We start from the raw sequence: 12,722 nt of genomic DNA on the forward strand, positions 1-12,722 counted from the left end.
TCCCACACCCTTCCCGGCTACGGCGCGCCGCGCGGCTCCTGCCAGTCCGCGGCCTCGTCGCCGAGCTCGTCGACCACCAGCAGGTCGTGGCGGACCTGGCCGGCCCGGAACGCCGCGCGCCCGACCATGTGGCTGGCCACGACGCTGGTCGACATCTGCAGCACCACCACGAGCGCCAGGATGCCCAGCGCGGACGGCTCGCGCAGCCGCAGCGCCACCCCGGCGAGGACGAGCACCAGACCGATCACCTGGGGCTTGGTGGCGGCGTGCATCCGGCTCAGCAGGTCGGGCAGCCGCAGCACCCCGATCGCGGCGACCAGCGCGAAGCCCGCGCCCGCGAGCAGGCAGGCCGCGGCGAGGACGTCGGCGACGTCGGTCCAGCTCATCGCTCGGCCCCCCGCTGGTCGTCGTCGTCCTCGGCGGCGACGTCGTCGCTGCCGCTGGCGTACCGGGCGATGCTCACCGCGCCGACGAAGCCGACCATGCTCAGCGCGAGCAGCAGCGGCAGGGCGACGCTGGAGTCGCTGCTCGCAGCGTGCAGCCCCACTCCGCAGATGGTCACCGCCATCAGCACGTCCAGCGCGACGCTGCGGTCGAGGATCGTGGGGCCGACGGTCATCCGGACCAGGAGCAGGACCCCGGCCACGCCCAGCATGGCCGCGGCCAGCGTGATGACGACGCTCATGCGGTCCTCCCGGAGTGGTGGTCGTCGCGCGGCACGAACGCCGCCAGGAAGCGCTGCTCGACCGCGAGGGCCTCGGCGCGGAACCGCTCCGCGCGCGCCCGGTCGGGGGTGTCGAGCACGTGCAGGTAGAGCGTGTGGGTCGAGCGCCGGGCCTCCACGACCACCGAGCCGGGGACCAGCGAGAGGATCGTGGCGACCCCGGTGAGGACGAAGTCCGAGGAGCTCTCGAGATCGACGGCGACCACCGCGTTGCGCACCGGGCGGCGCCGCAGCACCACCGCCGACACCTGGAGGCTGGCCCGGACGACGTCGACCAGGAACCCGCCCGCCAACACCGCGAGCGGCCACGGGCGGACCCGCGCGAAGAGGGCGATCGGCGGCAGCGGGAAGACCAGGCAGACACCGACCGCGACCAGGACGCCGGACCCAACCACCAGCAGGCTGAGGTCGCGCCAGAGGATCGACCAGACCACGGTCAGCCAGACCACCGACAGGGGCTGGACGGCCCGGTGCCGGGTCGGCCGGGTCGTGCCGTCGCGGCGGGTGCGCATGCGCGGGCTCACGGCTGTTCCCCCACCGGACCGTCCGGCAGCACGACCTCGACGTACGACGAGGGGTCGAGCAGGTCCTGCGCGGCCCGGTCGGAGTAGGCGAAGAGCGGGCCGGCCACCACCGTCAGCGCCACGCTCAGCGCCACCAGCGAGGCCGCGGGGACGACCATGCTGGCGGGCAGGTGGCGGATGTCCTCCCCGGCCTGGATCAGCTGGTGGAAGTCGCGGTCGGAGCGCTCGTCGCCGTCGCCGCCGAGCCGCCGGGCGTCCTCGATGTCGCCGGTCGAGACCACCCCGCTCGCGGTGTGGACGTGACCCCGGTGCCGGGTTCCCTCGACGGCGTCCTCCTGGTGCCCGAGGGTGACCAGCGCCTCGTGCGCCTCCTCCGGGGTGCGCCAGAAGGCGACCGCCCAGGTCTTGGCGACGGCGTACAGCGTCAGGAGGCTGGTCAGCACGCCGCCGACGACGAGCACCCAGGCCAGGCCGCCCCCGTGCTGCTGGGCGGCCTGCAGCAGGCCGACCTTGCCGATGAAGCCCGAGAACGGCGGGATGCCGGCCAGGTTCATCGCCGGGACGAAGAAGAGGATCGCCAGGAACGGCGCGACCCGGGCGAGACCACCCATGCGCAGCAGCGAGGTGGTGCCCGTACGGCGCTCGACCAGTCCGACGATCAGGAACAGCGCGGTCTGCACCGTGATGTGGTGGACGATGTAGAAGATCGTCCCGGAGACGCCGGCCCGGTTGGCCAGCGCGATCCCCAGGACCAGGTAGCCGATGTGGCTGACCAGGGTGAAGGACAGCATCCGCTTGACGTCCGACTGGGCGATCGCGCCGAGGATGCCGATCACCATCGTCAGCAGGGACGCCCAGAGCAACAGGTCCGTCAGCGGGCTGTCGGGGAACAGCAGGGTCTGCACGCGCAGGATCGCGTAGACGCCCACCTTGGTCAGCAGGCCCGCGAAGACGGCGGTCACCGGCGCCGGCGCCGTCGGGTAGCTGTCGGGCAGCCAGAACGAGAGCGGGAAGACCGCCGCCTTGATGGCGAAGGTGGTGAGCAGCAGCAGCTGGAGCATCATCGCGACGTGGTCGGGCAGGTCGGCGATCCGCCCGGCCAGGTGCGCGAGGGTGAGGGTGCCGGTGGCGGCGTACACGACGGCGATCGAGATCAGGAACAGCGTCGAGGACAGCAGGTTCACCAGCACGTAGATGGTGCCGGCCCGGATCCGGGTGGCGGTGCCGCCCAGGGTCAGCAGCACGTAGCTGGCGAAGAGCAGCATCTCGAAGCTGACGAACAGGTTGAACAGGTCGCCGGCCAGGAAGGCGTTCGCGACACCTGCGACCAGGACCAGGAACGTCGGGTGGTAGATCGAGAGCGGCGCCCCCTCCTCGTCCTCGGTCATGCCCTGGCCGATGGAGTAGCCGAGGACGGCGAGGGTCACCAGCGCGCTGACCAGCAGCATCAGCGCGGCGAGCCGGTCCGCCACGAGGACGATGCCGAGGGTCTCCGGCCAGCCGCCGACCCACTGCGTCTGGGGGCCGGACGTGTCGGCCTGCACCAGCAGCACCGCTGCGACGGCGACGATGCCGACCAGGACCACGATGCTGACCCAGCGTTGGACCCGGGGGTGGTGGCCGAGGACCAGCGAGACGCCGACGCCCAGCAGCGGCAGCGCGACCGGGAGCGGCACGAGCATGTTCACGGGTGCTCCTCTCGGTCGTCGGGGTGATCGGCGTGATCGGTGTGTTCGGCGTGGTCGGGGTCGAGCGGCTCGTCCGGCTCCTTCGGGGGGCCGAGCTCGTCGGGCCCCGGCTCCTCGCGCGGGTCGTCGGACCCGTCCGAGTCCGTGACGGCGGCGTACGCCTCCGACGTCACGTCGGCCGTGGCCAGCCGCCGGATGGTGGCGTCCTCGACGTCGTCCTGCACGTCGTCGTGACCGTTGAGCTGCCAGCTGCGGTAGGCCATCGCCAGCACGAACGACACCGTCGCGAGGGTGATCACGATCGCCGTCAGCACCATGGCCTGCGGGAGCGGGTCCGCCATCGGCTCGCCGCCGCCCTCCCCCACGATCGGCGGCGATCCCGCCGGTCCGCCGGCGACCAGGAAGGCGATGCTGACGCCGTTGCCCATCAGGACCAGCCCGACGAGCACGCGCGAGAGACTGCGCTCGAGCAGCAGGTAGACCCCGCAGCCCAGCAGCGCCGCCGAGATCAGGATCAGGGTCAGGTTGGCGTCGTTCACGCGGACACCTCCGAGGTGGCGGCGTCGACCGCGCGCCGCTCGCGCAGCACCTGCCGGTCCACGTGCGAGCCGAGGGCCCGGAGCAGGTCGAGGACCAGGCCCACCACCACCAGGTAGACGCCGACGTCGAAGATCGCCGAGCTGACCAGGTGCAGGTCGCCCAGCAGCGGCACGTGCAGGTCGACGACGGCGCTCTGCAGGACCGAGCCGCCGAACGCGAGCGGGGCGAGCGCCGAGACCGCGGCCAGGGCGAGCCCGCTGCCGATCAGCCGGCCGGCGTCGACCGGCGCGGCCTCGTCGAGCTCGTAGCGGCCGCCGGCCAGGTAGCGGATCACCAGCGCGAGCCCGGCGACCATGCCACCGGCGAACCCGCCGCCCGGGTCGTTGTGCCCGGCGATCAGCAGGTAGACGGAGAAGACGATCACGGTGTGGAAGACCATCCGGGTGATGACCTCGAAGATGATCGACCGCTTCTCCGGGGGCAGGGTCCGCGGGGCGGGGAGCCACGCACGCCGGCCCGGTCGGGTCGTCTGCTTGCGCACCCCCGCCGGGAACGGGATCTGGCTGACCCGGCGGATGCCGGCGCCGCGGGTGTCGATGAAGACGAGGCTGGCGACGCCGGTCGCGGCCGCGACCAGGACGGAGATCTCGCCCAGGGTGTCCCAGGCCCGGACGTCGACCAGGATGACGTTGACGATGTTGTAGCCGCCGCCGTACTCCACCGCCTCGGCGGGCAGGGCGGTCGACACCGGCTCCGCCGTACGGGCGGCGACGCTGACGAGCATGAACCCCGCGGAGGCCACGGCGACGCCGAGGCCGAGGGCCATCCGCCAGTAGCGCTGCCGACTCAGCGGGCGGTCGGTGAAGTACTGAGGCATCCGGCGCAGCGCGAGCACGAAGACGACGACCGTGAGGGTCTCGACGAGGACCTGGGTGAGCGCGAGGTCGGGTGCCCCGTGCAGCACGAAGATCAGGGCGGTGCCGTAGCCGGTCGCCCCGGCGAGCAGGACGGCGCGCAACCGCCGCCGCGACCGGACCGCCAGCAACGCCGCGGCCACGACCACGACCCCGATCACCGCCTGCACCGGAGTGTCCCAGGCCCGCACCGAGACGCCGTCCCAGGCGCCGAGCAGCGTCGAGCCGGGGAGCAGGACCACGACCAGCAGGATGATCCCGAGGTACGCCGAGGCCGAGCCGCGCTGGACGACCGCCGTCACCTCGACGGCGGTGCGGTCGAGCAGCCGTACGCCGCCCCGGTAGGCGTTCTCGAGCGAGTAGCCGTGGGTCAGGCCCGCCTGCAGCCGCTCGACCGGCGTACGCGCCAGGACGAGCAGCGCGCCCAGGGCCAGCGTCACCAGCGTGGCTCCCAGCGGCAGCCCGACGCCGTGCCACAGCTCGAGCGCCGGGTGGTGGTCGCCCGCCGGCACCGTGTCGGCGTACGACGCGATCGCGCCGGTCAGCGGGCCGCCGGCGAACCCCAGCGCCAGGGAGCCGACCGCCAGCACGACGGGTCCGATCGCGAAGCCCGCCCGGACCGGCCGGACGACGGGCTCCTCCTCCACCGGCCGGTCGCCGAAGGCACCCCAGACGAAGCGGACGGAGTACGCGACGGTGAGGGCCGAGCCGAGCACGACCCCGGCGAGGAGCAGCCACCCGGCCGCCCCCGCCAGCCCGGTGCCGTCCCCGGTCCGCGCGACGTCGACGAGCGCGACGAATACGCTCTCCTTGGCGAGGAAGCCCAGGGTCGGGGGCAGGCCGGCCATCGAGGCGGCGGCGATCGTCGCCGCGACCGCGACCACCGGCATCCGACGCCGCAACCCGGTCAGGCGGCGCAGGTCGCGCGTGCCGGCGCACCGGTCGACGACGCCGACGACCAGGAACAGGGTCGCCTTGAACAGCGCGTGGGCCAGCAGCAGGCCGAGCCCGGCGACCAGGGCGCTGCGCGACCCGAGGCCGAGCACCAGGATCAGAAACCCGAGCTGGCTGACGGTGCCGTAGGCGAGCAGCAGCTTCAGGTCGTGCTGGCGGAGCGCGCGGATCCCCCCGAGGAGCATGGTGCTGAGCCCGAGGATCAGCAGGACGGCGCGCCAGCCCGCGACGTCGGCGAACGCCGGCGCCAGCAGGGCGACCAGGTAGACGCCGGCCTTCACCATCGAGGCGGCGTGCAGGTAGGCGCTCACGGGGGTCGGCGCGGCCATCGCGGCGGGCAGCCAGAAGTGGAACGGCACCAGCGCCGACTTGCTGACGGCACCGACGAGGAGCAGGTGGACGGCGACCACCACGGCGGTGCCGCCCGGCGGGTCCGCCAGGATCGCGCTGATCCGGTGGGTGCCCGCCTCGTGGCCGAGCACCAGGGCGCCCACCAGCATCGCCAGCCCGCCGAGCGTCGTGACGACGAGGGCCTGGATCGCCGCCTGCCGGTTGGCCCGGCGCGCAGGGTCGTGACCGATCAGCAGGAAGGAGAAGACGGTCGTCAGCTCCCAGAAGACGTAGAGGAGCAGCAGGTCGTCCGAGAGGACCAGCCCGAGCATCGCCGCCACGAAGGCGGTCAGCACGCCGGCGAAGCGCCCGACGCCGAGGCTGTCCTCGTGGAAGTACCAACCGCAGTACGCCAGCACCACCGCGCCGACCCCGAGCACGACCAGGGCCATCAGCCACTGCAGCGGACCGAGCCGGAGGGCCAGCTCCATCCCGACGGTCCCGACCCACGGGTGCACCTCGACGAGCGGGTCGCCGTCGAGCACGGCGGGCCCCTGCGCGGCCACCCAGACGGTGCCGGCGAGCGGGGCGAGGGACAGCAGCGAGAACGCCCGGCGCCCCATCCGGAGCACCAACCACGGCGCGACCGCCGCGAGGACGAACAACGCGACGACCACGAACAACAACAGGGTGGGGCCTCTCGGGGACGCGGGGTGGCGGGTGGTCTCCTCCATTCTGTCGACCGGGGGCAAGAACGGCCATGGGGTCCACCACCCATCCCCTGGGTCCTGTCGGTGGCGTCGGACACACTGGGCGACATGCCCGACGCGCTCGCCCGGTTCAGCGCCCCGACCCGCACCTGGTTCGGGGCGGCGTTCGCCGAGCCCACGCCCGCCCAAGCCGGGGCGTGGGAGGCGATCGGGGCGGGCCGGCACGCGCTGGTGGTGGCCCCGACCGGCTCCGGCAAGACCCTGAGCGCGTTCCTGTGGAGCCTCGACCGACTGCTCTCCGGCACGCCGCCGGAGGACAAGCAGCGGCGCTGCCGGGTGCTCTACATCTCGCCGCTCAAGGCGCTGGCGGTCGACGTGGAGCGCAACCTGCGTGCCCCCCTGACCGGCATCCGCCACACCGCCGACCGGCTGGGCGAGCCGGTCTCCGAGGTCCGGGTGGGCGTCCGCTCCGGCGACACCCCGGCCGCCGAGCGACGCAAGCTCGTCTCCGCGCCGCCCGACATCATGATCACCACCCCCGAGTCGCTCTTCCTGATGCTGACCTCGCAGGCCCGCGAGTCGCTGCGCGGTGTCGAGACGGTCATCCTCGACGAGGTGCACGCGGTCGCCGGCACCAAGCGCGGCGCCCACCTCGCGGTCACCCTCGAGCGCCTCGACGCGCTGCTCGACCGGCCGGCGCAGCGGATCGGGCTCTCCGCCACCGTCCGCCCGCTGGAGGAGGTCGCCCGGTTCCTCGGCGGCACCACCCCGGTCGACATCGTCGCCCCGCCCTCGGCCAAGGAGTGGGACCTGAAGGTCGTGGTCCCGGTCGAGGACATGACCGCCCCCGAGCAGTACGACGAGGACAGCGACGAGCCGACCCGTGCCCAGTCGATCTGGCCCCACGTCGAGGAGCGGGTCGTCGACCTGATCGAGCAGCACCGATCGACCATCGTCTTCGCCAACTCCCGACGGCTGGCCGAGCGCCTGACGGCCCGGCTCAACGAGATCGCCACCGAGCGGGCGGGCGGCGAGCTGGAGGACGGAGCGGTCCCGGCGCAGGTGATGGCCCAGTCCGGCCAGTCCCAGGGCGCCGAGACGGTCGTCGCCAAGGCCCACCACGGCTCGGTCTCCAAGGAGCAGCGGGCCCTGATCGAGGACGACCTCAAGCGGGGTCGGCTGCCCGCCGTGGTCGCCACCAGCAGCCTCGAGCTCGGCATCGACATGGGCGCGGTCGACCTGGTCGTCCAGATCGAGTCACCGCCCAGCGTGGCCAGCGCACTGCAGCGGGTCGGCCGGGCCGGCCACCAGGTCGGCGAGGTGTCGCGCGGGGTGCTCTTCCCCAAGCATCGCGGCGACCTGGCCCAGACCGCGGTGGCCGTGGAGCGGATGCGCAGCGGCGCCATCGAGTCCCTGCGGGTGCCGGCCAACCCGCTCGACGTGCTCGCCCAGCAGGTCGTCGCGGCCACGGCGCTCGACGCCTGGGACGTCGACGAGCTCTTCGCCCTGGTCAAGCGGGCCGCCCCGTTCACCCAGCTGCCGCGCTCGGCGTACGACGCGACCCTCGACCTGCTGAGCGGCCGCTACCCCTCCGACGAGTTCGCCGAGCTCCGCCCGCGGATCGTCTGGGACCGGGTGGGCGGTGTGCTGACCGGACGGCCGGGCGCGCAGCGGCTCGCGGTGACCAGTGGCGGCACCATCCCCGACCGCGGCCTGTTCGGCGTGTTCCTGGTCGGCGACGGCAGCGGCCGCCGGGTCGGTGAGCTCGACGAGGAGATGGTCTACGAGTCCCGGGTCGGCGACATCTTCGCCCTGGGCGCGACCAGCTGGCGGATCGAGGACATCACCCACGACCGGGTGATGGTGACGCCCGCGCCGGGCATCCCGGGCCGACTGCCCTTCTGGAAGGGCGACGCCCTGGGCCGGCCCGCCGAGCTGGGCGCGGCCATCGGCGCATTCACCCGCGAGCTGGCCGGGATGTCGAAGGAGAAGGCGGTCGTCCGGGCTCGCGAGAACGGCCTGGACGCGTGGGCCGCCGACAACCTGGTGGCCTACCTCCACGAGCAGCTCGAGGCGACCAACGTGCTGCCCAGCGACACCACCCTGCTGGTCGAGCGGTTCCGCGACGAGCTGGGCGACTGGCGGCTGGTCGTCCACTCGCCGTACGGCACGCCGGTCCACGCGCCCTGGGCGCTGGCCATCAACGCCCGGCTGCGCGAGCGCTTCGGTGTCGACGGCCAGGCGGTCGCCTCCGACGACGGCATCGTGATCCGGGTCCCCGACACCGACGCGGAGCCGCCCGGCGGCGAGCTGCTGGTCTTCGAGGCCGACGAGATCGAGCAGCTGGTCACCCAGGAGGTCGGCGGCTCGGCCCTGTTCGCGTCCCGCTTCCGCGAGTGCGCGGCCCGGGCCCTGCTGCTCCCCCGGCGCGACCCGGGCCGGCGCTCCCCGCTGTGGCAGCAGCGCCAGCGCGCGGCCGCGCTGCTCGAGGTCGCCTCGCGCTACCCGTCGTTCCCGATCGTGCTGGAGGCGGTGCGCGAGTGCCTGCAGGACGTCTACGACCTGCCGGCCCTGGTGGCTCTCATGCGCCGGGTCGACCGGCGCGAGGTGCAGGTCTCCGACGTCGCGACGCACGCCCCGTCCCCGTTCGCGCGGAGCCTGCTCTTCGGCTACGTCGCCCAGTTCATGTACGAGGGCGACTCCCCCGTCGCCGAGCGCCGGGCCGCCGCGCTCTCCCTCGACCAGGGGCTGCTGGCCGAGCTGCTGGGCCGTGCCGAGCTCCGCGAGCTGCTCGACCCCGAGGTGCTGGCCGAGGTCGAGGCCGAGCTGCAGCGCCTCGCCCCCGACCGGCGGGCCCGTGACGCCGAGGGCCTGGTCGACACGCTGCGACTGCTCGGCCCGCTCACCACCGAGGAGGCCGCGCTCCGCTCCGTCGAGGGCGCCGCCGCCGGGGCGTGGCTGGCCGACCTCACCGCCAGCCGCCGCGTCGTCGAGGTGCGGATGGGCGGCGAGGAGCGCTGGTCGGTCGTCGAGGACGTGGGCCGGCTGCGCGACGGCCTCGGTGTCCCGGTGCCGCCCGGCACGCCCGACGCGTTCACGGATCCCGTCGAGGACCCCCTCGGCGACCTCGTCGCCCGCTTCGCCCGCACCCACGGCCCGTTCACCACCGACCAGGTCGCGACCCGGCTCGGGCTCGGCGCGGCGGTCGTCCGGCACACGCTGCAGCGGCTGGCCGCCCAGGGCCGGGTCCTCGACGGGGAGTTCCGGCCCTCCGGCTCGGGCTCGGAGTGGTGCGACGCGGAGGTGCTGCGCAAGCTGCGGCGCCGCTCGCTGGCCCGGCTCCGCAAGGAGGTCGAGCCGGTCGAGCCCGCCGCCCTCGGCCGGTTCCTGTCCGCCTGGCAGCACGTCGACACCGGTGGCCGCGGCGGTCCGCGCGGGGTCGAGGGCGTGCTCAACGTCATCGACCAGCTGGCCGGCTGCCCCGTGCCCGCCAGCGCCCTCGAGCCGCTGGTGCTGGGCTCCCGGGTGCGCGACTACGAGCCGTCGTACCTCGACGAGCTGACGGCCTCCGGCGAGGTGATCTGGGCCGGCCATGCCTCGCTCCCCGGCTCCGACGGCTGGGTCAGCCTCCACCTCGCCGACCAGGCCTCGCTGACGCTGCCCGAGCCGACCACCTTCGAGCACACCGAGCTGGCGCAGGCGGTGCTCGACGCCCTCGCGCCCGGTGGCGCCTGGTTCTTCCGCCAGCTGGCCACCAGCGTCGGTTCGACCGACGACCAGGCGCTCTCCGCGGCCCTGTGGTCGCTGGTGTGGTCGGGCCGGGTCAGCAACGACACCCTGACGCCGCTGCGCGCGCTCACCCGCTCCGGCACGGCCAGCCACCGCACCAAGCGCCCGCCCGCGCGTCCGCGGATGTCCTCCACCACCGGCGTACGCGGCCGGATGCCCGCCCGCACCGGGCCCCCCGAGACGGCCGGCCGCTGGGCCCTGCTGCCCGAGATCGACACCGACCCGACACGGCGGGCCCACGCGACCGCCGAGCACCTCCTCGACCGGCACGGCGTGGTGATCCGGGGCGCGGTGATGAGCGAACGGGTGCCGGGCGGGTTCGCCGCCGCCTACAAGGTGCTCGCCGCCTTCGAGGAGTCCGGGCGCTGCCGGCGCGGCTACTTCGTCGACGGTCTGGGTGCCGCCCAGTTCGGCACGGCCGGCGCCATCGACCGGCTGCGCACCTTCAGCGAGCTGCCGACCGACGCCAAGCCCACCGCGGTCGCGCTCGCCGCGACCGACCCGGCCAATCCGTTCGGTGCCGCACTCCCCTGGCCCGAGGCGAGCGGTGAGGGCGGCGGCCACCGCCCCGGCCGCAAGGCCGGCGCCCTGGTGGTCCTGGTCGACGGCCGACTCACGCTCTACGTCGAGCGTGGCGGCCGCACCCTGCTCACCTGGTCCGACGACCCCGACCTGCTGACCCCCGCCACCGCCGCGCTGGCCGACTCCGCCCGCCGCGGGTCGCTGGGCCGCCTGACCGTCGAGAAGGCCGACGGCACCCAGCTGCTGGGCACCCGCGGGTCCCCGCTGCGGGAGGCGCTGCAGGCGGCCGGATTCGTCGTCACGCCGCGGGGCCTGCAGCTCGGGAGGTCGTGAGGTGCCGGAGGGCGACACCGTCTATCGCGCGGCCCGGCTGCTCGACGGCTCGCTGTCCGGCCAGGTCCTGACCGCGACCGACTTCCGGGTGCCCCAACATGCGACGGCCGACCTGGCCGGCGGGACGGTGCTCGCCACGCTCAGCCGCGGCAAGCACCTGCTGACCCGGATCGCCGGACCCGACGACACCCGCTGGACGCTGCACACCCACCTGAAGATGGAGGGCGCCTGGCGGGTCTACGAGCCCGACCGGCCCTGGAAGCGGCCGGCCCACCAGGCCCGGGTCGTGCTGCGCACCGACACACGGGTCGCGGTCGGCTTCTCGCTCGGCATCGTCGAGCTGCTCCCGACCACCGGCGAGGACGACGTCGTCGGTCACCTCGGGCCCGACCTGCTCGGCCCCGACTGGGACGAGGACGAGGCGCTGCGCCGGCTTCACAAGGACGACAGCCGGTCGCTCGGCGAGGCGCTGCTCGACCAGACCCGGCTGGCCGGGATCGGCAACATGTACATGGCCGAGCTGTGCTTCGTCTCGGGCGTGCACCCGGCGACGCCCGTCGGCGAGGTCGCCAACCTGCCGCGGCTGGTCCGCCGCGCGCGTCAGATGCTCGAGCTCAACAAGGAGCGAGCGGTCCAGTCGACCACCGGCGACCTGCGCGAGCGGGAGCGGATGTGGGTCTACCGCCGCGACCGCTCACCCTGTCGCCGCTGCCGGACCCCCGTGCGGGTCGAGCAGCGCGGGCCGGCCGGGCGCGAGCGGGCGTCGTACTTCTGCCCCTCGTGCCAGCCGGAGCCTGGAGTACGAAAGGACCGCTGAACCGTCAGGCGGCGGAGGCGACGACCTGACCGGCGGCCGGACGTGCTCCGACGGTGATGGGAGTGGCGACCAGCGCGGCCTCCTCGACCGCGACAGCGTCGGAGACCTCACGCAGCACGTCGGAGAGCGCCACGTCGAGGGCGGTGCACAGCGAGGCGAGCAGCTCGGAGGAGGCCTCCTTCTGCCCGCGCTCGATCTCGGAGATGTAGCCCAGGCTCACCCGCGCCTCGGCCGAGACCTCACGCAGGGTCATCCCACGCTCCATGCGCTGGGCACGCAGCACGTCGCCCAGCTGTCGGCGGAACAGCACCATGCGGGGTCTCCTCTCTGGCCTGTGTGGCCCAACGCTACCCGAGTCCTGCTTCTTCCCTCCGGAGGATGCCAGCGAGCGCCGACAGGGCTTCGTCACAGGTGCGGTCCGTGATGCTGGCTCGATCACCCGACAGCTCCAGCGCGACGGTCTCCAGCAGTCCCGGTCCGGCGACGCCGATGAAGACGGTCCCAACCGGCCTGCTCTCCTGCTCGTCCGGGCCCGCGACCCCCGTCGTGGCCAGCCCGTACGACGCCCCCGTGCGCTCGCGGACGCCGGCCGCCATCGCGCGGGCGCACTCCGCGGAGACCACGCCGTACCGCTCGACGACCTCGTCGGGCACGCCCAGCAACGTCTGCTTCAGCTCCGTCGCGTAGGCGACCACGCCACCCCGGTACGTCGCGGAGGCGCCCGGGGTCTCGGTGAGGCGGGCGGCCAGCCGACCGCCCGTCAGCGACTCCGCGGTCGAGACGGTGAGCCCGGCGTCCCGCAGCAGCCGGTGCAGGGTGCTCGCCTGATCCCGACCGGCCCGTGCGCGCATGGGCGCAGCGTAGCCGGGGGTCGGAG

The 12,722-nt window shown here is 74.1% G+C and carries 10 protein-coding genes; 2 read left to right on the forward strand and 8 right to left on the reverse strand.

Annotated elements, in window-relative coordinates; translation table 11 throughout:
* Positions 1-17: 17 nt before the first annotated feature.
* The 6 genes from mnhG to BLT76_RS20350 are packed head-to-tail and all read right to left on the reverse strand — an operon-like array spanning position 18 to position 6,351.
* Positions 18-386: a monovalent cation/H(+) antiporter subunit G gene (gene mnhG / locus BLT76_RS20325; RefSeq protein WP_090860128.1), complete on the reverse strand. Its 369-nt coding sequence runs from the start codon at positions 384-386 to the stop codon at positions 18-20.
* Entirely contained in the window at positions 383-685 is a 303-nt protein-coding gene (locus BLT76_RS20330) for an MrpF/PhaF family protein (RefSeq protein WP_090860129.1), read from the reverse strand. The genes mnhG and BLT76_RS20330 overlap by 4 nt, the downstream gene beginning before the upstream one ends.
* On the reverse strand, positions 682-1,248 hold the full coding sequence (locus BLT76_RS20335) for a Na+/H+ antiporter subunit E (RefSeq protein ID WP_139175720.1): 567 nt from the start codon (positions 1,246-1,248) through the stop codon (positions 682-684). Before BLT76_RS20335 ends, BLT76_RS20330 begins: the two co-directional genes overlap by 4 nt.
* On the reverse strand, positions 1,245-2,930 hold the full coding sequence (locus tag BLT76_RS20340) for a Na+/H+ antiporter subunit D (protein ID WP_170867180.1): 1,686 nt from the start codon (positions 2,928-2,930) through the stop codon (positions 1,245-1,247). The genes BLT76_RS20335 and BLT76_RS20340 overlap by 4 nt, the downstream gene beginning before the upstream one ends.
* A gap of 2 nt (positions 2,931-2,932) precedes the next feature.
* A complete protein-coding gene (locus BLT76_RS20345) occupies positions 2,933-3,475 on the reverse strand; it encodes a Na(+)/H(+) antiporter subunit C (protein ID WP_090860132.1) in 543 nt (180 codons plus the stop codon).
* Complete coding sequence (locus BLT76_RS20350) at positions 3,472-6,351, reverse strand: Na+/H+ antiporter subunit A (RefSeq protein ID WP_211753103.1); 2,880 nt, start codon at positions 6,349-6,351, stop codon at positions 3,472-3,474. The genes BLT76_RS20345 and BLT76_RS20350 overlap by 4 nt, the downstream gene beginning before the upstream one ends.
* Positions 6,352-6,492: 141 nt before the next feature.
* Here BLT76_RS20350 and BLT76_RS20355 point away from each other — a divergent pair, with 141 nt between their 5' ends.
* Positions 6,493-11,028 carry an ATP-dependent helicase gene (locus BLT76_RS20355; RefSeq protein ID WP_090860134.1) on the forward strand — a complete coding sequence of 1,512 codons (4,536 nt, stop codon included), beginning with the start codon at positions 6,493-6,495 and terminating at the stop codon, positions 11,026-11,028.
* A gap of 1 nt (position 11,029) precedes the next feature.
* A complete protein-coding gene (locus BLT76_RS20360; protein ID WP_090860135.1) occupies positions 11,030-11,845 on the forward strand; it encodes a DNA-formamidopyrimidine glycosylase family protein in 816 nt (271 codons plus the stop codon).
* A gap of 4 nt (positions 11,846-11,849) precedes the next feature.
* Here the strand turns inward: BLT76_RS20360 and BLT76_RS20365 are convergent, their stop codons facing one another.
* Both BLT76_RS20365 and BLT76_RS20370 read right to left on the reverse strand, forming a co-directional pair.
* The gene (locus BLT76_RS20365; RefSeq protein WP_090860136.1) at positions 11,850-12,158 is read right to left on the reverse strand and encodes a helix-turn-helix domain-containing protein; all 309 of its coding nucleotides are present in this window, start codon (positions 12,156-12,158) and stop codon (positions 11,850-11,852) included.
* Positions 12,159-12,192: 34 nt separating this feature from the next.
* The gene (locus BLT76_RS20370; RefSeq protein ID WP_090860137.1) at positions 12,193-12,696 is read right to left on the reverse strand and encodes a CinA family protein; all 504 of its coding nucleotides are present in this window, start codon (positions 12,694-12,696) and stop codon (positions 12,193-12,195) included.
* Positions 12,697-12,722: the final 26 nt, after the last annotated feature.

It is taken from the genome of Nocardioides lianchengensis (assembly GCF_900101465.1).
Taxonomy (GTDB): domain Bacteria; phylum Actinomycetota; class Actinomycetes; order Propionibacteriales; family Nocardioidaceae; genus Nocardioides; species Nocardioides lianchengensis.

Coding starts and splice junctions, on each gene's coding strand:
- mnhG (WP_090860128.1), bottom strand. CDS start 386: ATGAGCTGGACCGACGTCGCCGACGTCCTCGCCGCGGCCTGCCTGCTC.
- BLT76_RS20330 (WP_090860129.1), bottom strand. CDS start 685: ATGAGCGTCGTCATCACGCTGGCCGCGGCCATGCTGGGCGTGGCCGGG.
- BLT76_RS20340 (WP_170867180.1), bottom strand. CDS start 2,930: ATGCTCGTGCCGCTCCCGGTCGCGCTGCCGCTGCTGGGCGTCGGCGTC.
- BLT76_RS20355 (WP_090860134.1), top strand. CDS start 6,493: ATGCCCGACGCGCTCGCCCGGTTCAGCGCCCCGACCCGCACCTGGTTC.
- BLT76_RS20365 (WP_090860136.1), bottom strand. CDS start 12,158: ATGGTGCTGTTCCGCCGACAGCTGGGCGACGTGCTGCGTGCCCAGCGC.
- BLT76_RS20370 (WP_090860137.1), bottom strand. CDS start 12,696: ATGCGCGCACGGGCCGGTCGGGATCAGGCGAGCACCCTGCACCGGCTG.